19 protein-coding genes and 2 pseudogenes are annotated in these 21769 nt (G+C 69.8%); 13 read left to right on the top strand and 8 right to left on the bottom strand.

Translation table 11 applies throughout. The features are described 5' to 3' along the window. Positions 1–3: 3 nt before the first annotated feature. Genes AB0K02_RS27895 through AB0K02_RS27915 form a run of 5 tightly spaced genes read left to right on the top strand, consistent with a single transcriptional unit; the run spans position 4 to position 5177 of the window. Positions 4–1314, top strand: a complete 1311-nt coding sequence (locus AB0K02_RS27895; RefSeq protein WP_365995286.1) for a glutamate-1-semialdehyde 2,1-aminomutase — start codon at positions 4–6, stop codon at positions 1312–1314. Further along, complete coding sequence (locus AB0K02_RS27900) at positions 1311–2483, top strand: methyltransferase domain-containing protein (protein WP_365995287.1); 1173 nt, start codon at positions 1311–1313, stop codon at positions 2481–2483. Before AB0K02_RS27895 ends, AB0K02_RS27900 begins: the two co-directional genes overlap by 4 nt. Then, on the top strand, positions 2471–3301 hold the full coding sequence (locus AB0K02_RS27905; RefSeq protein WP_365995288.1) for a phytanoyl-CoA dioxygenase family protein: 831 nt from the start codon (positions 2471–2473) through the stop codon (positions 3299–3301). The genes AB0K02_RS27900 and AB0K02_RS27905 overlap by 13 nt, the downstream gene beginning before the upstream one ends. Next, on the top strand, positions 3298–4233 hold the full coding sequence (locus tag AB0K02_RS27910) for a hypothetical protein (RefSeq protein WP_365995289.1): 936 nt from the start codon (positions 3298–3300) through the stop codon (positions 4231–4233). Before AB0K02_RS27905 ends, AB0K02_RS27910 begins: the two co-directional genes overlap by 4 nt. Continuing rightward, positions 4230–5177 (top strand): carbohydrate kinase family protein, encoded by a 948-nt coding sequence (locus AB0K02_RS27915; protein WP_365995290.1) that lies wholly within the window; start codon positions 4230–4232, stop codon positions 5175–5177. Before AB0K02_RS27910 ends, AB0K02_RS27915 begins: the two co-directional genes overlap by 4 nt. On the opposite strand, the gene AB0K02_RS27920 is transcribed toward AB0K02_RS27915, so the two are convergent. Both AB0K02_RS27920 and AB0K02_RS27925 read right to left on the bottom strand, forming a co-directional pair. Further along, entirely contained in the window at positions 5166–6410 is a 1245-nt protein-coding gene (locus AB0K02_RS27920) for a DUF4910 domain-containing protein (RefSeq protein WP_365995291.1), read from the bottom strand. The genes AB0K02_RS27915 and AB0K02_RS27920 overlap by 12 nt on opposite strands. A 50-nt stretch (positions 6411–6460) precedes the next feature. Beyond that, positions 6461–7171, bottom strand: coding sequence for a metallophosphoesterase (locus tag AB0K02_RS27925; protein WP_365995305.1), 711 nt, complete (start codon positions 7169–7171; stop codon positions 6461–6463). A gap of 122 nt (positions 7172–7293) precedes the next feature. On the opposite strand from AB0K02_RS27925, the gene AB0K02_RS27930 reads away from it, so the two are divergent. From AB0K02_RS27930 to AB0K02_RS27945, 4 genes are read left to right on the top strand one after another with little or no spacing between them, the layout of a single operon-like run. Continuing rightward, positions 7294–8097, top strand: coding sequence for an SDR family oxidoreductase (locus AB0K02_RS27930; RefSeq protein WP_365995292.1), 804 nt, complete (start codon positions 7294–7296; stop codon positions 8095–8097). Next, complete coding sequence (locus AB0K02_RS27935; RefSeq protein ID WP_365995293.1) at positions 8090–9091, top strand: NAD-dependent epimerase/dehydratase family protein; 1002 nt, start codon at positions 8090–8092, stop codon at positions 9089–9091. The genes AB0K02_RS27930 and AB0K02_RS27935 overlap by 8 nt, the downstream gene beginning before the upstream one ends. Beyond that, complete coding sequence (locus tag AB0K02_RS27940) at positions 9088–10323, top strand: class I SAM-dependent methyltransferase (RefSeq protein WP_365995294.1); 1236 nt, start codon at positions 9088–9090, stop codon at positions 10321–10323. Before AB0K02_RS27935 ends, AB0K02_RS27940 begins: the two co-directional genes overlap by 4 nt. Next, a complete protein-coding gene (locus tag AB0K02_RS27945; RefSeq protein WP_365995296.1) occupies positions 10320–10766 on the top strand; it encodes a dTDP-4-dehydrorhamnose 3,5-epimerase family protein in 447 nt (148 codons plus the stop codon). The genes AB0K02_RS27940 and AB0K02_RS27945 overlap by 4 nt, the downstream gene beginning before the upstream one ends. A gap of 332 nt (positions 10767–11098) precedes the next feature. Here AB0K02_RS27945 and AB0K02_RS27950 read toward each other — a convergent pair. Continuing rightward, positions 11099–11449: pseudogene (locus AB0K02_RS27950) on the bottom strand (transposase); the annotation flags it as partial. Between the two features lie 28 nt (positions 11450–11477). Then, positions 11478–14324 (bottom strand): hypothetical protein, encoded by a 2847-nt coding sequence (locus AB0K02_RS27955; RefSeq protein ID WP_365995297.1) that lies wholly within the window; start codon positions 14322–14324, stop codon positions 11478–11480. Positions 14325–14662: 338 nt separating this feature from the next. On the opposite strand from AB0K02_RS27955, the pseudogene AB0K02_RS27960 reads away from it, so the two are divergent. Continuing rightward, positions 14663–14988, top strand: a pseudogene (locus AB0K02_RS27960) (holo-ACP synthase); the annotation flags it as partial. A gap of 42 nt (positions 14989–15030) precedes the next feature. Then, complete coding sequence (locus AB0K02_RS27965; protein ID WP_365995308.1) at positions 15031–15603, top strand: hypothetical protein; 573 nt, start codon at positions 15031–15033, stop codon at positions 15601–15603. Between the two features lie 605 nt (positions 15604–16208). On the opposite strand, the gene AB0K02_RS27970 is transcribed toward AB0K02_RS27965, so the two are convergent. Further along, a complete protein-coding gene (locus tag AB0K02_RS27970) occupies positions 16209–16433 on the bottom strand; it encodes a DUF5133 domain-containing protein (RefSeq protein WP_365995306.1) in 225 nt (74 codons plus the stop codon). A 393-nt stretch (positions 16434–16826) separates the two neighbouring features. On the opposite strand from AB0K02_RS27970, the gene AB0K02_RS27975 reads away from it, so the two are divergent. Next, on the top strand, positions 16827–17237 hold the full coding sequence (locus tag AB0K02_RS27975) for an ATP-binding protein (RefSeq protein ID WP_365995298.1): 411 nt from the start codon (positions 16827–16829) through the stop codon (positions 17235–17237). Positions 17238–17272: 35 nt separating this feature from the next. Here the strand turns inward: AB0K02_RS27975 and AB0K02_RS27980 are convergent, their stop codons facing one another. From AB0K02_RS27980 to AB0K02_RS27990, 3 genes are all read right to left on the bottom strand, one after another. Continuing rightward, positions 17273–17692 carry a hypothetical protein gene (locus AB0K02_RS27980; protein WP_365995299.1) on the bottom strand — a complete coding sequence of 140 codons (420 nt, stop codon included), beginning with the start codon at positions 17690–17692 and terminating at the stop codon, positions 17273–17275. 177 nt (positions 17693–17869) lie between these two features. Further along, positions 17870–18412, bottom strand: a complete 543-nt coding sequence (locus AB0K02_RS27985; RefSeq protein WP_365995300.1) for a hypothetical protein — start codon at positions 18410–18412, stop codon at positions 17870–17872. A gap of 311 nt (positions 18413–18723) precedes the next feature. Continuing rightward, a complete protein-coding gene (locus AB0K02_RS27990; RefSeq protein ID WP_365995301.1) occupies positions 18724–19605 on the bottom strand; it encodes an AraC family transcriptional regulator in 882 nt (293 codons plus the stop codon). Between the two features lie 362 nt (positions 19606–19967). Here AB0K02_RS27990 and AB0K02_RS27995 point away from each other — a divergent pair, with 362 nt between their 5' ends. Beyond that, positions 19968–21083 carry a serine hydrolase domain-containing protein gene (locus tag AB0K02_RS27995; RefSeq protein ID WP_365995302.1) on the top strand — a complete coding sequence of 372 codons (1116 nt, stop codon included), beginning with the start codon at positions 19968–19970 and terminating at the stop codon, positions 21081–21083. Positions 21084–21769 lie beyond the last annotated feature (686 nt).

The following is a 21769-nucleotide window of genomic DNA, read 5'->3' on the forward strand; positions in this document are numbered from 1 at the left end:
CACGTGCGAAATTTCCGCGCCTCGCGCGCTCACACCTCGGTTCTCAACGACCTGATCCCCGGCGGTGCGCACACGTACGCCAAGGGTGACGACCAGTATCCGGAAGGAATGGCACCCGTCATCGAACGCGGAGCCGGCTGCCGGGTCTGGGACGTGGACGGCAACGCATACGTGGAGTTCGGCAACGGCCTCAGATCGACCACACTGGGCCACGGCTTCGGACCGGTCGTCGACGCAGTGCGCCGGCATCTTTCCGGCGGCGTCAACTTCGTGCGACCGCATCGAATCGAGCGCGAAGCGGCCGAGCGGCTCATCGACCTCGTCCCCAGCGCGCAGATGGTCAAGTTCGGGCTCAACGGGTCCGACGTCACCGCGGCTGCGGTGCGCCTGGCTCGGGCCTTCACGGGCCGCGATCTGATCGCCGTCTGCCGCGAGCACCCCATGTTCGGTACGGACGACTGGTTCATCGGTACAACGCCCATGGCTGCCGGTATTCCCGAGGCGGTTCGGCAGTTGACCGTGGGCTTCTCCTACAACGACGTGGCTGGCCTGACCGAGTTGCTGGACCGGCACCCAGGCCGGATCGCCGCCGTCGTGCTGGAGGCCGAGACGACCGAGCCGCCGGCGCCGGACTTCCTACCGGGTCTGCGTCGGCTGTGCGACCGGCACGGGACCCTGCTGATCCTCGACGAGATCATCACCGGTTTCCGGTGGCACGAACGCGGCGCACAGTTCGTGCACGGCGTTCTCCCTGATCTGTCGACCTTCGGCAAGGCGATGGCCAATGGGTTTCCGGTGTCGGCACTGGTCGGCCGCCGCGACGTCATGCGGCTCGGCGGGCCGGTGGACGACGCCGACCGCGTCTTCCTGCTCTCTCAGACGGGCAGCGCCCAGCCGTGGGCCCTGGCCGCCGTCCTCGCCGTCATCGACACCTATCAGCGGTCGGCGATCGCCGACCGCCTGCATCGCATTGGGGCCGACCTGCGCGCCGGAGTGGAAGGCGTCGTAGCCGACGCCGGCCTGGAGTCGTACGTGCAGCTCAAGGGCAGGGACTGCAACATGGTGTACGTCGCAAGGGACGGCGAGGGCAGGGCGAGCCAGGCGTTCCGAACGCTGCTGCTCCAGGAGTTGCTGCAACGCGGGGTGCTCGCTCCTTCGCTCGTGGTCTCCGCCGCGCACGACCCCCAGGCGGTCGACGACACGGTGTCCGCGTTCGCCGGCGCGATGACGGCGTACCGGCGGGCTCTGGACCACGGGGTCGGGACTGTGCTGCGCGGACGGCCGGTCGCACCAGCGGTACGGACGCGCGGATGAGCGCCTGCCCGCTCTGCGCCTCGCAGCGCCTGGAGATGGTGCTCCACGTCGCCCGCGTGCCGCTGCAGATCGGCGTGGCGTTACCCAGTCATCAACAGGCACTGGGCGCCGCCACGGGAGACGTGCGGTTGGCCCAGTGCCGGGACTGCGGCCTGGTCGTCAACGACGGCTTCGAAGCCGAGCGGATCCGCTACGCCCCCGGTTACGACGTGTCGCTCACCCATTCGCCCCTCTACCGGGCCTACTTGCATCAGGAAGCCCTCGCCCTGGTCGGCGAGCACGGAGTCCGCGACCGTGCAGTGGTCGAACTCGGCTGCGGCGACGGCTACTTCCTGCGGTTGCTGTGCCAGCTCGGAGGCAACAGCGGCGACGGGTACGACCCCAGCCTGCGCGCGGCGCACACGGAGGCAGTGGGCGAGGGCCGCGTACGGCTGCATCCGCAGGAGTTCCGTCCGCAGCCGCCCCCAAAAGCGCCCGGGCTCGTAGTCGCCCGGAGCATCCTGGAACTGCTGCCGGACCCAGCGGGTTTCCTACGCATGATCAACGCCATGGCCGACCCCGGCCGTCCAGGAACCCTGGTGTACCTGGAGGTCCCCAACGCCGACTGGCTGCTCGGCAACCGGATGGCGTGGAACGTCCACTACGAGCATCGGTCGTACTTCACCGCCGACACGCTGCGGCGTGCCTGCGCGGCACAGGGCATGCGGGTGTTGGAGTGCGCGCCCTGTTACATGGACGGCCAGTACCTGCGGCTAGTCGCGGTCGCCGGCGGCGCACCCACCTCCGCCCTGGGCCCGGCGAATCCCCACACGGCGCAATCGGCCCGGGACTTCGCCGGCGCCTACCGGGAGCAGCGGTCGCGATGGACCGCTCGCCTGAGCTCGTGGGCGGGGTCCGGCCTGCGCACCGTGCTCTGGGGCGCGGGCGGACGCGGAACGAGTTTCCTCGCGGCGGTCGACCCCGGGGCCCGGCTGGTCGACTTCACGGTCGATGCGAATCCTGCGCGGCACGGTGCGTTTCTGCCGGTGACCGGTCACCGGGTGTGCCCGCCGACCGACCTTCGCGGCGTCAGCTGCGACATGCTGGTGATCTCCAACGCGACCTACGAGCGGGAAATCGTCGCCGCAGCCAGGGACGAGGGATTCGAGGGGGAGACATGGACGCTGTGACGTTCCGGGAGTTTCGGCGCAGCGGCGTCGTGGTGGTCCGCGGGGTGCTGAGCGTCGACCAGCTACTCGTGATCCGCCAGCAGGTCGATGCCTATCTCGACGACGAGGGGGCGCCGGTGACGGAGGCCGGTGACGGGCGCACGACGTCGGGCCGTTTCGCGTACGGGCACGACGTGCTCGCCCGGGTGGAGGCGTTTGCTCCGGTTCTGCGGTCCTCCCCTCTGGTGCCGGCGGTTCTCAGCGCGCTGGGGGGCACTCCGCCGCTGACGCTGCTCGACGATCAGGTCTACGTCAAGGAACCAGGCACGGAGGGGCGAACGCCGTGGCATCAGGACGGCAGTTACTGGGCCGCCACGGGCCGGGAGCTGTGCAGTGCGTGGCTGGCACTGGACGACGTCGACCAGACCACCGGCGGGCTGGAGTTCGTGGCGGGATCGCACCTGTGGCCCGAGCGTTTCCGGGCCGCCTCCTTCGCCGAGGGGCAGAACGTGGGAGACCCGGCGTGGCTCGCCGTGCCGGACGACACCGAGCTGCGCGAACGCCACCGTGTCCTGGCGCCCGCCCTGTCCGCCGGGGACGCGGTCGTCTTCCACGCATCGGTCCTGCATGGCGCGGGCCCCAACATCTCGCGACACCGCCGCCGACGGGCGGTCGTGACCCGCTGGGCCGGTGCGGACGTGCGCTACGCACCAAAGCCGTACGCCTCCGGCCGCCAGATGGACAAGGCACGGCGCAACGGGGTGACCGCCGGGGCGCCCTTCCGTGGTCCCGGTTATCCCCGGTTCGGGACCGAACTGAATCCCAGGGAGCCTGCATGATGGTCGTCGTCGATCCGCCGGACCCGGCCGCCGCGCTGCGGCGCAGGCTGTTTCAGGGCGACATCGTGGTCCTGACCGGGCTGCCGGGCGTACGGGCGCTGGCGGAGCACACCCGTGAACAGCTCACCGACCTGTTCGCACCGCATGATCCGCAACGGGCCCACGAGCATTACAGCCCGTCCGAACTGGCCGGCATGCTCGGCCGGTGGAAACCGCGGTTCATCCACAGTCGACGCGCGGGCGAGCTGGTACGGGAGATCATCGTTCAGGCGGGCTTCCCGGCCGGCCGAAGCTTCTACGACGTTCCCAAACCACGCACCTCCTTCCCTCAGGGCCACCTGACCACGGGGGTGGCGTTCTCCTTTCCCTGGCACCGCGACGTCTGGTACGGCGCACCTGCGCAGCAGGTCAACTGGTGGCTGCCGGTCTTCGACGTCCTACCGGACAACGCCATGTACTTCGACCCGGCCTTTTTCGCCCGCGAAGTGCCCAACGATTCGGAGACGTTCGACTACTACCGCCACAACGCCGGTCGCGCGCACACGGCGCGGCAGGTTACGCACGAGACGCAGCCACGTCCGCGCGCCCTTGACCACACCGCGGACCACCCCCTGACGGTCCTGCCCTCCACCGGCGCGGTCATGCTCTTCTCTGGCGCGCACCTGCATGCGACGGTCCCCAACACCTCCGGCTGGGCCCGCTACAGCGTGGACTTTCGCACCGTGGACAGCGACGACCTGCACTCCGGTTCCGGTGCTCCGCTGGTCGACGTGCGCTGCACTGGCACGGCGATCAGGGACTTCCACAACGTCGCGACCCACAAGGCCCTCAGCGAGCGAACCGTGGTCGAGCTGTTCGGCCGGCCTCCCGCCGACGCCGTGCTCGTATACGATCCGGAGCTGGAAGGCGACACCACAGCGGGCCGCGGATGACCTCCGCCCCGCGGCCCGCGTGCGGGGAAAAGCCGTCCCCCGGCCGAGCCCCACTGTCCGTTGTCGCGTTCGGCGAGCTGGCCGCCCATGTCTTCGGCGCGTTTCCCTCACGACCGCCTGCCTCCGACACGCTCCGGCTGGGCCGGGTGCATCTGACCCTGGGAGGAGGCTCGGCGTTGGTGTGCCAGCAACTGGCTTGGCTCGGTCACCGCGTTGCGCTCGAGGCGATGGCCGGTGACGACGAGGTCGGAACGTGGCTAATCGGCGAAGTGAAGGCACGAGGGGTGCGTTGCGAGGCACCGCTGCGCACGGGGATCCGTACCGGCAGGACGCTCGTGCTGCACGACACCTCCGGCCACCATGACATCGTCCACGAACCGTCGGACGGCACTCCGGGGCTCCTCGTCGCGAAAGTGCCCGAGGTGTGGCCGGACGGAGTGCAGTACGCGTACTGCCCGGGCTTTCCGGGGTTCGAGCCGGTGCTGGAGGCCCTCGCGCGAGCGGGCGCGCCGACAGCCGTCGATCTCGGGTACCGACCGTGGCTCGCGGATCCGGCCGGCTACCGTGCGTCCGTGCTGGCCCGGGCCCCGTACTGTCACGTCTGCCTGTTGTCCGGCGACGGCCTGGCCCGGGACCAGCAGGCGAGGATGATGCGGGAGGCGGCAAGTGTTGGTGCCGGCCTGGTGGTCCTGACACTCGGGGCCGGTGGCTCACTGGTGCTCGTCGGCGGCGACATCGTCCACGTCGATGCCGTCCGCTGCTGCCCGGTCAACACGCTGGGGGCCGGTGACGCCTTGGCGGCAGGGCTGCTGGCAGGGCTGGTCGAAGGGCGCGGGCCGGCCCAGGCGTTGGCGCTGGGCAATGCCACGGCGGCGGCGGTGATCAGCGCCTTCCCCGCCCTGCCGGACCGCGCCCGTGTCGACCGGCTGAACTCAGGCCAGTAGCCCGCAGGTCCTCAGGACCTCGGCGGCTGTCATCACCTCGCTGAGGGACAGGCCAGAACGCTCGGCGATCGCGACGAGGTCGTGCTCGCCGTCGGCCAGGCTCAGCAGCCAGAGCAGCGCGTACTCCGACGACGTCTTCTCCAGGGTGCCGCCGAGTCCGCGGAACAGTCCCCGCCGTCCCAGGTGAGGTTCGCCGTAGGGAGCGAGGCTGCGCGGCACCAGGCCGCTCTCGATGGCGTCGAACGCCGCGAGCACGGTGGCCACCGCCGCGCTTACCTGCCCGCCGCTCACGAAGGACAGGTCGTCCGCGGACGTGTGGTACTGCGGATACGTGCCGTGCATCGCCCGGCTCAGACGGCCTACGGGAAGGTCGAATCCGGGCGAGCAGAACTGCCGCTCGTCGTAGCCGTACGGGTACCAGTCCGTCGTGGTTCCGCCGCCATGGGTGACCAAGTGCGACATCAGGCGGTCAATGGCGGTGTTTCCGCGGCGAGAACTCTTGTAGGTCAGCGGCGCGGGGTCTCCCAGACCCGTGAGGACCAGTCCGTACCGGACGTGTGCGGTGGCGTCCAGGTTGCGGGCGAGCCACGTGACAGCGCCTATGGTCGCCGGCAGGAACAGGAAGCGGTAGGTGTGCCGGCGGCTCTCCCTGGCCGCCCAGCGGGCCAGAGCGGTCGCGGCCGCGATACCGGTCAGGTTGTCGTTGGCCAGGGAGGGGTGGCAGATGTGGGTGGTGATGAGGACTTCGTCGCGTACACGGCCCGGCACCAACAGTTCGCCGTAGCTGAGCGAACCCGGAGCCAGCGAGGCGTCGATCTCCACACGGTACCGGCCGGGCAGCAAAGCGGCGCGCGTCCGCTGCGACAGGCAAAAGCCCCAGTCACGAACGTGGTAGCTGGTCCGGTAGGGCACCAGTTCGGGGCGGTCCGGCAGCGAGTGGAGCCGGGGCAGAAGATCGACCAGCGCGTACTCGCCCCGCACTGGCGTGCTGTAGCCGACGACGTGCAAGTTGCTGTCCGCCGTGTCGACGGCGACGGAACCGTCCGGCGCGATCAGCCGGGCTCGACGCAGGTTCCACTCCTCGGGGACCGACCAGTCGAGGACGGATGTGCCGGTCGGCACCTCGTGGACGGTGAGGGCGATCTCACGGCCGACGCGTGCCAGCGTGGCCCGGGTGCCGTCCCCCGTGATGCTGCGACTCAGCGGAAACAGATCCGCCATCAGCGCTGTCATCCAGGCCTCGTCCGCCGGGCAGTCCCCGGCCGGGGGCCGAGCCGCAGCCGTCATGCCGTGAGCACCGTGGACGTGAGGGTCCCGGCGTCCGTGAGGTGCAGCCACCGGGCTCCGGTGGCGTCGCTGCCACCGACGACCAGCTCCTCTCCATCGTGGCGGAAGGCGATCAGGGTCGACGGGCAGCCCAGCACCGGAGTACCTGCCTCCGATCGCAGCGAGAACGGATGGTGCAGGTGCCCGGAGACGATGCCCTTGACCTGCGGTCGGGACGTCAGCGCTGCCAGCAGATCGGCCGCGCCGTCCAGCTGGAACCAGGCGTTGCGCGAGGGCGACAACGGCGGGTGATGCATGGCCAGGAGTGTCGGCCGCCGGTCCCACGCGTCGAGCCGACGCAGCTCACCCGCCACGTCCACCCGCCCGTGGATCTGTCCGTCGCGCGACGTGTCGATTCCGACAATCCGCCAACCACCCGCCGTCGCCACATTCGTCGGGAACGTCTCGCTCACGACGGCGGGCACGTCATGGTTCCCGGGCACGGCGAGTATCGGCACCTCCAGTGGGGCCAGGGCGTCACGCAGTCTCCGACACGCCGCCGTGGTGCCGTCGTCGGTGAGATCACCGGTGACGACCACCAGGTCAGGACCGGCGTCGGCCTGCAGGCAGGCGTCGAGCACAGTGGCGAGCCGTGCATCTGCGTCTCGTCCGTCGACGTGCCGTCCGGTCGCGGTGAAATGGATATCGCTGAGCTGGAGCACGTGCACCGACAACGACGCCTCCAAGGACGGGGAGGCCGACGAGCCCCCGGACAACTTGTTCTGACAAAGGCACTCTTGAGCTCTCGTCAGGCCATCGCTAGCGTGGAGCAATGCTCCTAGAGGATCGCGTGGTTGTCATCACCGGCGCGGCAGGGGGAATCGGCGCGTCCCTCTGTGAGAGCTTCGCCGGGGCCGGGGTCCGAGCAGTCGTCGCGGTGGATGTCGACGCCTCGCGCCTCGACGTCGTCGTCTCGGAGACGCGAGCCCGGGGCACTGACACGATCGGAGTGGTCGCCGACGTCACCAGTGAGGAAGAGATCCGCGCAGCTGTCGACCAGGCACAGGCCTCCCACGGCGGGATTGACATCCTGGTGCAGAACGCCGGCCACTTCGCCCCCGGCGGGCCTCAGGCCCCGAACAGCGCATGGCAGCGTTGCCTCGCGGTCAACGTCATGGCGCATGTGTACGGGGCGCGTGCCGTTTTGCCTGGCATGCTCGGCCGCAGCGAGGGCTACATCGTCAACATGTGTTCCGCGGCCGGTGTCCTCACCGACCCGACCGCAGCCCCCTACGCGGTGTCCAAGCACGCTGCGGTCGGCTTCGCCGAGTGGTTGGCCATCGCTTGCCGCGGCACCGGGGTACGCGTGTCGGCGGTATGCCCCCAGAGCGTGGACACGCCCATGCTCGATGCGTTCCTGGCCTCCACCGGCGAAGCCGCGAAGGGGTTCGTGGGCGAGGTGTTGGCACCGCGCACCGTCGCCGACCGGATCGTGGCCGGCGTGACAGCGGACAGCTTCCTGATCTATCCGCATGCCACGACCGCGAAGGCGGAGGCGGCACGGGGTCGGGACCGCGACGCCTGGATCGCTGGGCAGCCCCACCTGTTCGACTTGGCCGGCAGCCTGTCGTCCACTGGTGATGCGCGTGGCTGAGCGCATGAAGTCCTCGGACAGTTCCGTCTGGGACGAACGCCCTGTCCTGGTCACGGGAGCCACCGGACTGCTCGGCGGCTGGCTGGTCGAAGCGCTGGTGGCCCGAGGCGCGCGCGTCGTGTGTCTGGTGCGCGACCGGGTCCCCCACAGCCGTTACCGCACCGAGGGCGTCCGAGGACGCGTGCAGGAAGTCCGCGGCGAGATCACCGATCAGCCCCTGCTCGAACGCGTCCTGGGTGAGTACGAGGTACGTACCGTCTTCCATCTCGCCGCCCAGACCCTTGTGCCGGTGGCCGACCGCAATCCGGTGGCGACGTTCGAGACCAACGTCCGGGGCACATGGACGGTGCTGGAAGCCTGCCGACGCAGCCCGATCGTCTCGGAAACCGTGGTGGCGAGCAGCGACAAGGCGTACGGGAGTCAGTCCGTCCTCCCCTACACGGAGACGACGCCACTCCACGGGAGTGCCCCCTACGAGGTCAGCAAGTCCTGCGCGGATCTCATCGCACAGTCCTACGCGCAGGCGTACGGACTGCACGTCTGTGTCACGCGGTGCGGGAACTTCTTCGGCGGCGGCGACCTCAACTGGAGCCGGTTGGTGCCCGGCACCATGCGAGACCTCCTCGCAGGCAGGGCGCCCACCATCCGCTCCGACGGCTCGCTCGTCCGCGACTACCTGTATGTCGAGGACGGCGTTTCTGCCTATCTGAGACTCGCGGAGGCCATGATGCACCAGCGGGACCTGGCCGGGCGTGCGTTCAACTTCTCCCTCGAAGAGCCGCTCACCGTCCTGCAGATGATGTCCCACATGACCCAGGCGGTGGGCGTCGACATCAAGCCCATCGTGCTGGGTGGAGCGGCGCAGGAGATCCCGTCCCAGTTCCTGGACTCCTCGGCTGCCCGGTCCGACCTGGGCTGGCGGCCAGCGCTGGGGGTGACCATCGGGCTGCGGCGTACCGCGGCCTGGTACCGGGACCATCTGCGGTCCCTATGACCTACAGCCTCGTCGACGCGTGCCGCTCCTGCGGACGGGCTGCCCTGCTGCCCGTCCTGGACCTGGGCCGTCAACCACTGGCCAACGCCTATCGGACGCCGCGGGACACGGCACCGGAACCACGGTACCCCCTGCGACTGACGCGCTGCAGACACTGCACCCTCGTCCAACTGGCCGGCACCGTGGCCCCCGAGACCCTGTTCGACACCTACCCGTACTACTCGTCGTACAGCACGACGATGGTCGAGGCGATGGCGGAGTTGGCGGCTCGCGTCACCGACGAGCAACGCCTCGGCCCGGGCAGCCTGGTCATCGACATCGGGGCCAACGACGGCTACCTGCTCACGCACTACCTCCGCCTCGGGATACCAGTACTCGGCGTCGAACCGGCGCGCAACCTGGCGGCTGCCGCGGCGGAGGCGGGAGTGCCCACCATGACGGCGTACTTCGGCTCTGTCACCGCCCGGCGGATCCTTGCCACGTACGGTCCGGTCAGCGTGGTGCACGCCAACAACGTCATGGCGCATGCCCCGGACATCAACGACTTCACCTCCGGTTTGTCGGCCTTGCTGGCTGGCCACGGAGTGGCCTACGTGGAATCCCCGTATCTCGGCCGGCTCATCGACGGCACCGAATTCGACACGGTGTACCACGAACACGTCTTCTACTACTCGCTGACGGCGTTCGATGCTCTACTGCGCAGGCACGGACTCACGGTGACAGCCATCGAGCAGCTGAAGGTGCACGGCGGAAGTCTTCGGTACACGATCCGCCCCTCCGCGTACGCTCCCCTTCCGGAGGTGGCCGGTCTCCTCGCGGAGGAGAACGCGGGGGGCATGGGCACCACCGCGTACTACACCGCCTTCGCCGAGCGCGCCCAACGGCTGCGACGCGTGATACCCGACCGACTCCGTGCCCTCAAGGCAGACGGCGCGCGCATCGCGGCCTATGGCGCGGCCGCGAAGGGCACCGTCCTGCTCAACTACCTCGGTGTCGGAACCGACCTGGTCGACGCCGTCATCGACCTCAATCCGCACAAGCAGAACCGGTTGATGCCAGGCGTGCACATCCCGATCACCGATACGTCGTACCTGGCTGAACGACGGCCCAGCCACCTCCTGCTCCTGGCGTGGAATCTGGCCGACGAGATCCTGAACCAGCAGATGCCGTATCGAGCGGCAGGGGGCCGGTTCATCGTTCCTCTTCCCGAGTGGCGTGTGGTCGAACCGTGATCAAAGGCGTGCGCAAGATCCCCCTGAAACGCATCCCCGACGAGCGGGGAACCGTCCACCACATGCTGCGCGCCGACGACCCTCACTTCATCTCGTTCGGAGAGATCTACTTCACGACGATCTACCGAGGCGTCATCAAGGGCTGGCACCGCCACCGGGACATGACCCTCAACTATGCAGTACCACATGGCCGCATCAAACTCGTCCTTTACGATGACCGCTCGGGCTCCGACACACGCGGCACCTGCCAGGAGTACTTCCTCGGCCCTGACGACTACGCGCTGGTGCAGATCCCGCCTGGAGTTTGGAACGGCTTCAAAGGGATGTCGGAGACAGCGCTGATCGCCAACTGCGCCACCCACCCACACGACCCCTCTCGATCCGACCGTCTGGATCCATACGACAACGACATCCCCTACGACTGGCAGCTCAGGAGCAAGTGACGGCGAGCAGTCAGTGAGCGGCTCGGGACCGCGACGGGCTGGCGGTCAGCACCTCCCGCGGGCCCCGAGCCGGAGCGGACCTGTCCACCCAGGCCTGCGTGACCAACACACAGTGGTGACCGGCGCGAGGACCCGCTGGACGTGCCCCGGAGGCACGTACCGTGTACCGAACTTCGGACGGTTCCATCAGCCCAGGAAGCGCAACCGCACCTGGCGCTCCGGGTTGTCCTTTTGTGTCCACCAACCTCCACAAGGACAACCGGCCGAGGGGCCCGCTCGCGCGCGCCATCGAGACGCCGGCGGCCGCCGCTGTCGCCGCACACCGCCGCTACTGCCATGTCCAGCGCGGTGAGGACGTCCTCGCCCAGGTGCATCCCGGTTGCGTCGCGGTGAGCGCGCGCGGTGGTGGAGTCGATGCTGACCAAGGACAGATCGATTTCACCCCGCTTCGCTGCTTCCGCGATCAGGCTCTCCAGCAGGGCCTCGAACATGCTGGCGTCACGCCCCTGCCGGAAGCGGTTGTGGACGGTCGGCCAGGCGCCGGACTCCTGCGGCATCTCCCACTACTGTCCGCCGGTCTTGAGCCGCCAGATCACACCCTCGAACTGCTGTCGCCGCTCGGGGTACGGGCCGTACTCGCCGATCGGCAGGTACAGCTCGATGAACTCCCCTTGGCTGCCCATCAGTTGCACTCGCGTCGCGCAAGAAGGTCTACCGGTCCAGACCCTGCCACGAAGGCGAATCCCGCCCACGGATCACGACTCGAAACGCGCCCCGGCTCACGCCCTCTCTGCGCAGGCGGTCGGCCTCGGCGGACCGCCCCTGCTCGGCGAGCAGGCCGGCGAGCACGTCCAGGACCTGTGTACCGCCTCCCATGGCAAGGTTCCGGCGCCACAGTTCTTCGATCTCTGCGGTGCGGCCCGTCCGTGCGAGCAGCTTGGTCAGGTGGTGACCGGCGTACCAGCGCGTGTTCGAGTCGCCGTGGTCCGCCAGGCGGCGCCAGATCTCCTCGCTCTCGTCGGTGTGCCGGTGGGTTTCCAGGAAGGTGACGAGTTCCTCGTTCACCGCCAGGTTGCCGGACGCCGCGATCCTTCGCAGCAGTCCCTCCGCCTCGTCGATCCGCCCGCGCTCCACCAGGAGTTCGACGAGGCGACTACGGGAAGTCCAGGCCTGCTCGCCTCCATTCAGGGCCGAGCGGAGCAGTACCGCCTCGGCCTCGTCCGAGCGCCCCTGCTTCAGCAGGAGACTGACCAGCCAGCCGGTGCCCTTGTCGTAGGTCGTGGAGACCGCTTCGAGGAGGCGTTCGTTCTCGGCGTCCCTGCCGTGCCGACCCAGCAGGAGGGTCAGCGTTAGCAGGGTGTCGGCGTCGCCCTTGAGGGCACTGGGGAGGAGCAGCGCGACCGCCTCGTCGACACGGCCCTGCTGTTCGAGCACCTTGGCCAGCCCCGAGGCCGATCCGTACTCCCCGGCACGGACCCCGTCCCGCCACAGTTCCTCCGCCTCGGCCAGCCGGCCCTGCCGCAGGAGGAGGTCGCTCAGCTTCTCGCGCGCATCGGACGAGGTCTCGTCCCCGTCTCCGTGTCGGACGCTCTGGCGCCACACCCGCTCGGCCTCGGCTGTCCGCCCCTCGCTCTCCAGGCGTCTGGCCAGGATGCTGCGGGCGTAGCGGTGTCCGGCCGTCGCGGAACGCCACAGCACCTCCTCCGCCTCCGCGGCGCGTTTGCCGATGTCAAGCATCACGACCAGCTCGTTGCGGCAACCGAGGTCACCGGCCGCGGCGCCTTCACGCAGCACCTGGTAGGCCTCGTCGCGCATCCGGTGGCTCTTGAGGAACTCGATGAACGGGAACCACACGTCGTGGCCCGCGTCGACGGCCTGCCGCCAGGTGTCGAGAGCCTCGGCCGTCCTGCCGTGTCTGTCCAGGAAGTCCGCCAGGCTACTGAGCACACTCGTGTCTCCCAGCGCAAGGCCGTCGCGGAACACCCGTTCGGCTTCGGCCGGTCGGCCGCGCTGGTCGAGGAAGTTGCCCAGCCGGACCAGCTCCAGATCGTCGCGGGCGGCGGCCGCCGCCCGCCGGACCCGCTCCTCGTCCTCAATCCTGCCCTGTCGCCCCATCAGATCGATGAGGGACGACCGGGCCTGCGCCAGGTCGCCTGCCGCCGCGCGATAGATCAGCTCGGCCTGCCGGAAGAGTCCGCGGTCCTCCGCGGACCGTCCCGTACGCCACAGGTCCGCGCCGGTGAGATGGTCGGCGTACGCCTGCCACACACTGTCGGCGGGCACGCTCGCGCGCCGCATCGCGGTGCCGTGCTGCAGGAGGTAGTCGGCCACCGTGTATCCGGCGACCGTGCCCATCTCCCGTCCTGGGAGCGGGTTGAGGACCGCGGTCGCGCCGTGCAGCTCCTTCGTCGCGTACGCCATGGCTCGCGCGAGCCAGTCCTGCGGGGCCCTGGCGACCTCGGAGGGAGCGAGATACGCCGGGACCGCCGCCGTCAGCAGGGCGGTCGGCACGCCGCCCTCGACACCGAGACGACGTGCATCGATCGCTGCGGTGATGAGGGCCCGGGCGTAGGGGTCGGGCGCCTGTTCCCAGCGCAGCACCAGATGAGGCGCTGCCGCGAGGACCTGGGTCATGCCGTAGTCGGCCGAGGTCAGGGCGACGCGGATGCGCGGATCGTCCCGCGCCGCGGCGTCTGCTCGCTCCTGCTCCGCCGGAGTCAGCCGGTCCGCGAGGTCGATGACCTCCGCCTGCTTGAGCACCTCGCGCTCGCGCCGGAACAGATCGTCCTCGCCTACGCCCGGCTTCGCGGTGACCCGGAAGTAGTGGTCGGGCCAGAGCGTGCCGACCAGCACTGTCTCGGCCTCACCCGCCAGCAGAGCGCGGATCGTCGCGGGTGTCAGCCCATCACTGAGGTAGTTCTGGAACTCGTCGAGCCACACCACGGTCCGGGGCACGGGCGCGGCCGCGAGGGCGGCCAGGGCGGCGGCGTCGGGCGGATGGACGAGCCACCAGTCCGCCCGCTCTGCCCGGACCGCCTCCCACGCGCTGCGCGTCTTGCCCACGGACGACCCACCGACCAGCAGCACGAACCGTCCGGCGGCCAGCGCGGCCCGCAGACGGGCGTCGACGTCGCGCGGCACGTAGACCGGGAGTCCGTCCGCCGCGGTCGACGGACCGGTCACCTGGATCGCCGCGTGCACGCCGAGCGCGCGGGGCTGCGCGTCCCGCACCGGCAAAGCCCCCAAGGGCCGTCGAATCGCCACGGACCCGACCCGGCTCCACGCCGTCAGCCACCGCGGGACCTCCGCGGAGGGCACCCCGCACACGGCGAGGAAGGTCAACAGCTTGTCGCGCGACGGCATCCGGCGACCGGTGACGATCTCACCGATCGTGCTCCTGGCCAAAGGCTCCCACGCCGGTCCGCTGGGCTTCGGCGGCAACTTCCCGGCCGCTGCCTCCATGCGCTCGTACGACAGGCCCCGCAGCCGACGGAGCGCGTCGAGGCACGCCGCGAAGTCGGCGGGCCCGTCCGCCCGATCCGGGTCCACTCCCTCCACCGCACCCCCTCACGCCTGTACTGACCAGCTCAACGTACGGGCTGGGACCAGTCACCGTCGCCCATTTCAGGGTTTCTCCGCCTTCCTCCGTCCTCCGGCTTCCTCCGGCTCCCTCCGAAGCCGTGGCCGGAGGGCGCGACCGCCCGTTGCACTGAACCCCATCAGCGAACACGGGAGGAAACATGAGCGACTGGCTGATGATCATTCAGGCCGCGGGCAGTCTCTTCACTTTCGCCGCCACCCTGGTCAACTTCCTGGCGGCGCTGCGCGGTCGCCGCGGCGATGTCGACCGGTGACCGGACCGGCGCTCACCACCGCGCCACCGTAAGGTGCTCGGAATGAGCATCATCGGGATCGGGATCGACGTCGCCGAGATTGATCGGTTCGCGGCATCGCTGGAGCGTACGCCCGGGCTGGTCAAGCGGCTGTTCGGGGACAGCGAGCTGCTGTTGCCGAGTTGGGAGCGCCCGGGGCGTCGCCTCGCTCGCCGTCCGGTTCGGCCGCCAAGGAGGCCCTGGCCAAGGCGCTCAGCTCCCCGGCGGGCCTGCTGTGGACGGACGCCGCGGTGTACGTCGAGGACAGCGGGCAGCCCCGCCTGCGGGTGACCGGGAGGGTGGCGGCGCGGGCGGCCGAGCTCGGGGTGCGGTCGTGGCACGTGTCGCTAGAGCGCGTTTCGAGTCGTGATCCGTCTGCGGGATTAGCTCACATGATCAGGGTGCGCCGTACGGCCGGCGCCAGCCTGCCGATGACCCCGCAGGCTCAGGTCCTCGCCGGACGGGACGTCTCCGATGTGCCGATGCTGCTGCTGGCCGGGGTGATCGCCCCTGTGGTCATCATCGGGAGCGACGCGGACCTGGTCGGCAGCGGGCTCGCGGTCGGCGGCTGGGTCGCCCTGCGCGCGGCCCTGGGGGACGTGGGGGTGCCGGAGGGCCGGATGGCCGACCTGGAGCGGCAGGCCGACGTCCTGCCGAATCTCACGAGTAACCTGATCACCGGGGCGATGCGGTTGAGCGATCCGAAGCGGCTGGCGACCGTGGCGGTGGTGGGCACGGCGGTGGCTGGGGCACTGTACTGGCGGCAGCGGAAGCGCCCGCGAGTCCCCTCACAACGACAGCCAGTGTTGCCCGTGGTGAGGAGCACGTCTCGACGAGGGTGGCCGCACTCACCGAGTGGCACTCCCGCGGTGAGGACCGGTGGCGGCAGGCGGAGCTGGGGACGCCCGGCGACACGTTGCTGCACCGGGTCGCCCGGACACTGGTCAGGTCCCGGGAGCCTCTGACCCGCACGGCGATCGTGGAGCGCCTGGGCGAGGCCGTCCCCGGTGCGGGCACACCGGGCGGATGGCGGCCGTCCTGGATGTGCTGGCCGCCCACGCGATGTTCGTGGACGTCACGGGTCGGGGGCACTGGCAGGTCGGCCGCCTCGGCGGCCGGTAACTGGAGAGCGCTGAGCCCTACCGCCAGAACCGCTTCCGATATCCCGAACCCCCTGTCCCTCACCTGCACCGGGTCCTCACTCACCTTCGAGCGAAGGTGACCAGCTCCTGCCATCCGCACCAAGGGAGCCGCGGACCGCTGGCCATCCTGAGGTCAAGCGGCCCAGCGTGTGGCAGGCGCGGTGGTCGCCAACGTCCTGGCCCACATGTCTGCGCCGCCGCCGAGCGGTGCCGCTTTCGTGTGCCCGGGCGCGGCCGGCTCGTCCGGAGACCAGCCGTGCAGTGCAAGCCCAGCGGGGGTGGTCGCGTCGAGGCGGGCCATGACCCACAAGCAACTACCGGCGAGGTCTGCGCGGCCGACTGACTATGCGAGCGGTGCGGACGGCCGGCGACAAACGTCGGGCGGCTGATCTGGACGAGCCCGGCCAGAGGGATCAGAAGCCGCTGGCTCATCGACGGAGAGGCTGCTCGCGCCTCATCTCATCGGCCAACTGCTGCCGGGCCACATACAGCGCCGTGTCCAACCGGCGTGTGCCCGTCACCACACACAGCGTGTACGTCACATCCTCAAGCTGGCGCCTGGTCTCCGCACCGCCACCGGACGCCAAGAGACGCCTCAGCGTGTCGCAGCGCTCGACGAGCTCCCGCAGGAGGGAAGGATGTGCCCTCACCATGACGGCCACCTCCGTCTTCACCCGTTCGGACCTACCTCCTCCCCCATACGGTCGCAGCCGACGGCGCCTACTGCACCCTGAAGCCGTACGGCCCGCCTGATGACGCCTCCAGGACGCGGACGTGGGCATGCAGCAGGCCGGCCGGCGGACGCGGACGTCCCAGGGGATTCAGCGCAACTCGCAGGACCCCAGGTCGTTTGGATCAGCGGTGCAGACCGCGCTCTGGTGCACCCGCCCGCGACCGACCGCGGCACCGGGCCCTCCGCCCAACCGGGGATCCAGGGCCGCCTTGGCGTCTGACATGCAGCAGTTCCCCTGCGGTATATGGCCTTTGAGCAGTTCTGTCCGGGGCAGACGGTAGGAATCTGAGGATCGAGCCGCTGGGAGACCGAGATGGTGCATCCCCCCGAGAAGGAACACGGGCCCCTCGCCGATGACAAGAGCCTGCGGACCGCGGATCAGGCCAGGGATGTGGCCCGCAGGTTCTTGTCCGTGGCCGCGCCGGAGGGCGGCAGCGCGAGAGACGCGGTGCTGCTGATGGTGTCGGAGCTGTTCACCAACGCCGTGCGGCACGCCGGCGGGGTGAGCGGGTTCCGGTTGGAGGCAGGACCGGGAACGGCGACCGTGGTCGTCCAGGACGCCAGCACCGTCCCGCCGCGTCGCCTGCCATGGGATGCCACTCGGCCCGGCGGGTTCGGCTGGCACCTGGTGCAGGAGCTGTCATCGCAGGTGCGGGTCGACGTCCATGCGGCGGGCAAGACCATCACCGCGGTCGTGCCGTGCCCCACTCTCCGCAGGGGCTGAGCTGTCCGGCAGGCCAGCCAGGTGGCGGTTCGGGCTCATGCCACCGAATGGGTCACCGTTCCGCTGTAGAGACCGCCGACGGCATGCTGCGGGATGGTGATCTCCAGGGTGGGGTTCCAGTGCGCGGAGTTGTTTCCGCTGCCCGAGGTGTGGGAGAACGCGGTGCGTGGCCGCTCCAGGCTCTGCCGGTCGGCACGTGTGGGCTGGCCGGGCACGAAGGTGCCGCTGCCGGTGGTGGAGGTCGCCGGCCCCGACCAGTAGTCCACCAGGTTCGGCGGGATGACCTCGCTCTCCTGGTCTGTTCCGGTGTCGAACTGCGTCGCGACCACCGACACCCTCCAGGTGGCGTCCGCCGCGGCCCGCTCGTCGTGCACCCCCACGGTGCCGAGCTGACCGCTGATCGTCTGCCCCGGGAACCCGGACCCCAGGTCGCGCGAGGCAGGAACCTCGATCATGAGGTTCGCCGTGGCCACGGTGAACGTGACGGTCGTGTCCCCCGACGGGCCTTGGGCGACCGCGGGCGACGGTGCCGCGCCGACAACGGCGGCGGCTATGACACATGAAATGAAAGGTTGTTTACGCACCCTGTCACCGTAGCTCCGTATGTGACGGTATGTCGGTCTGGAGGTGCTTTATGCGACTGAGTGAGTGACGGTCCCGGTGTAGGTGCCGCCGACTGCGGTCGCCGGCACCGCGACGATCAGCGTCGGCTGCCAGGCGGTGGTGTTGTTGCCGTTGCCCGACGTCTTGCTGAACGCGGTACGCGGGACGCTCAGGCTCTGCGCCTGCGCGCTCGTGGCCTGGCCCGGAACGCGGGTACCGGGACCGACGGTGCTGGTGGCCTGACCCGACCAGTACGAGACCTGACTCCGGGAGATCTGCCGGGCCGCGCCGCCGCCCGGCGTGGTGAAATCGGTCGCCGACACCGTCGCGGTCCAGACCGCAGGCCGCCTGCCCCGCGTATCCGACACCCGCACCTCACCCAACTGTCGGCTGACCGACGAACCCGGGAACGCCGTGCCGACATTCACCGCGGCAGGCACGGTGATCGACAACGTGCCCGACGGCTGCGCGACACGGTCCCCGGCATAGCCCGCCACAGGCTCGACTGCGCTGGGCAACACCGCCACCACGACCGCCGACCCGACGCCCACAAACGTCCACAGCATGTGCACGCCGCGACTATAGATCCCACTACGACGCTTCTTACCCATCACCGCCCATTCAGGCGGTTCCTGACTTGCTGCGCCCAGTGCGTTCCTCAACCGGTTTCACTGATCCGCACCTTCGGCGGCACGACGACGAAGGCGGCCGGCGGGGGCACCGGCGCTGACGCCCCGCCGGGGTCACTGGACGGCTCGGGCACCGCGCGGGTGAGTGGTTCGAGGTCCCCGTACAGGCGGCGTACAGCGCGGCGGCCAGTTCACGGGCCCGCTGCTCGGTCTCCAGGCTGCTCTCTTGCGCAGGGACGTCCAGGTACCGGTGTTCACGTCCGCGCGCTTGCGCTCCCCCGCTCGACCGGGATCCACAGCTGGGAGTCGGTCTCCGCGCCGATCTCCACCGGCTGCGTCCGCAGGAGCTCCGGACCCGGCCGGGTCGCGTACGGGTTCGAGGGGAACCACTGCGTGAACACGTCCCGCCACAGCTCCTGGAGCGCGCTCGGATACGGCCCGTGGTTGTCGAAGACCGCCCAGGTCCCGGCCGGCACGTCGAGGGCATCGAGCTCCTCGACGGCAGCCTCGGGACCGGTCGCCACGCCGACCCAGTAGTCCACCTCGGCGCCCTCCTCCCGGCTGTCGGTCAGAGGCACCACCGCCGACAGGATCCCCTCCGGCTCCATGCCGGCCAGCCCCTTCATCCGGACGATCGCCTGCTCGTCCAGCCCTTCAACATGCGCCGCGGCGGCCGCGTTGACCCCCTCGTGTACGAGCGGGACCTTGGCCTTCCTGCCGACGACCCGAAACGACTCCTTCTCCACGATCCGGTACCGCATGGTCGTACTCCCTTCGACGACGACACGGAAAGACATACGCGGCTGGGACATCAGCACGGCACCCGTGAGGCGGGCCTCGCCTGGCCCGATGCCGTGCACCGACCGGAACGCCCGGGCGAACGCCTCGCCCGAGCCGTACCCGTACTGCATCGCGACATCGAGCAGCGTCCGCTCCCCGGCCAGCACCTCGGCACCGGCAAGTGTCATGCGCCGGCGCCGCACGTAGACCGGGAGCGGCATGCCGGCGAGCGCGGAGAACAGCCGCCGGAAGTGGTGCTCCGAGACCGCGGCGATCCGGGCCACCGTGGCCATGTCGATCTCCCGGTCAAGGCAAGTCTCCAGGTGGTCCAGCGCCTGATTCAGCCGCTCCAGCATGCGTATCCGTCCTTCGTTCTTGTCTCTCCACTGTAGGAACGCCCACCTGCGAACCAGCCGCCGCAGGAGCCGCGGCGGCCGGCAGCCGAGCCCGATGCGGAGTCGCTCGCCGCGTGCGGCACCCTGGCGGTCATTGGGGCTGCGGTCTCCGTCATCGGGCCGGGCTGTCGTGACGCACATGCTCGACGAGTGACCCGGGGATTCCCCGTGGGAACAGCTACCGATACGGCAGGTCGAGCCGTCGACCGCGCGGCCGCCAGGGCCGCCTTGATGGAGTACAGAGAATTCGATCGCGCCCCGCCCGACAAAACCAGTGCGGGAATTATCGGGCCGGAGCCCTGGCGTTACCTGAGGCTTAGGCCATGACTGATGTTCAGGGATTTTGCGAACCGCGGTTTGCCGCAGTCCGTGAGGCACTGGCAGCTCTGCTCGGCAAGGACGACGTGGGCGCCTCAGCGGCCGTATACGTTGACGGCGAGCCGGTGGTCGACATCTGGGGCGGATACGCCGACGCGGACCGTTCCGTCAGCTGGGAGCGCGACACCATCGTCGGCGTGAACTCGATGAGCAAGAACATGACGGCGCTGTGCGCGCTGATCCTGGCCGACCGAGGCCAGCTCGACCTGTCCGCGCCGGTCGCCGCCTCTTGGCCCGAGTTCGCCGCGGCCGGGAAGGAGAACGTGCTGGTACGGCACGTGCTGTCGCACACCGCGGGACTGCCGGACCTGTCCGGGCCGAGGACGGTCGAGGAGCTCTACGACTGGGAGAGCGTGACGGCAGGGCTGGCCGCACAGGCGCCCGAATGGGAACCGGGAACGGCAGCCGGCTATCACGCACTCACCTTCGGGTTCCTCGTGGGTGAGATCGTCCGCCGCATCACCGGCCGCAGCCTCGGCGAGTTCTTCGCCCAGGAAGTGGCCAAGCCGCTGGGCGCGGACTTCCACATCGGACTCTCTGCGGAGCATGACCACCGCGTCGCACCGCTCATCCCGCCACCTTCGCTGACCGACGAGTACACCGCCGGCGCACCCCCCGGAGCGGACGGCGTACCCCGGGAGAACACCAGTGCCACCATTCGGGTCAAAGACGCCAGCTCAGTGGCCTGGCGCCGTGCGCAGATCCCTGCGGTGAACGGCTTCGGCAACGCTCGCTCTGTCGCCCTTGTTCAGTCGGTACTGGCGAACCAGGGAACGGCCGGCGGCGTGCGGCTGCTGTCCCCCCAGGGCTGCGAGCCCGCGTGGCAGGAGGTGTTCCGCGGTGAGGACCGCATCCTGAGGACGCCGATGTGCTGGACGGTGGGCTTCGGCAAGTTCGGCAACACCTTCGGCTGGGGCGGCTGGGGCGGTTCGCTGGTCGCGAGCGACCCCGCCTCACGCATGACGGTGGCCTACGTCATGAACCAGATGATCGACCGGGACCGGCAGGAGGACAACCGCGGCTTGGAAATCATCATGGCCGCCTACAGCGGACTGCACTGACAGGCAACGGAGCGGTCTGGGCCCGCACACACTGCCTCTCTCCTCTCCCACTCGCAGCTCGACGGCCCGTGGCCTCCGGCTCCGACGCCCCGCCGACAGTCACTGGCCCATGAGCGGCCGACCCGCTCGGAGTCGCTCCCTGGGCGTCGGCCACTGGCTCGGCCTCAGTCCCGGCCTGTCACCGCTACCGTTGTTCACCACTTCCCAGCAATTCCCTGGGCGGCTGCCGTCCGACGTTCGTCCGCTGGACTGGGAGCTCCGCGAGCGGACCGAGTTCGAGCCAGTTGGTCATATCCGCCTCGAATCGGCCGTAGGGGTTGACGTGGGTCCAAGAGCAGCGGGGACAGGGCCCGACGGTCGGCGTCGGTGAGCCGCCGCAGCAACTCGCTTTCGCTCAGAATGTCCTGGAGAAGCAGGGTGTTGACGTGTACCAACGCGGACTGGACAGGTGCAGGACGAGCATGCAGACCTCCTCGGACTCCTTGTCGGGAGCCGGTCCGGTCGCCGTCCTTGCCGTCGTGGTTGGCGGAGTTGCAGTTCTCCAGGACCTGGAGCCGTCGTTGATCTCGCGCCGCAGGTCCGCCTCGGCGAGATGGTCGCAGATGGCCCGGGCCCGGCGGGCGGCCGAGGAAGCCGACGGGGCGGGGGGCCCCCCCCGCCCGGGGGGGGGGGGGGCCCCCCCGCCG

The organism is Streptomyces sp. NPDC049597 (genome assembly GCF_040675505.1).
GTDB lineage: Bacteria > Actinomycetota > Actinomycetes > Streptomycetales > Streptomycetaceae > Streptomyces.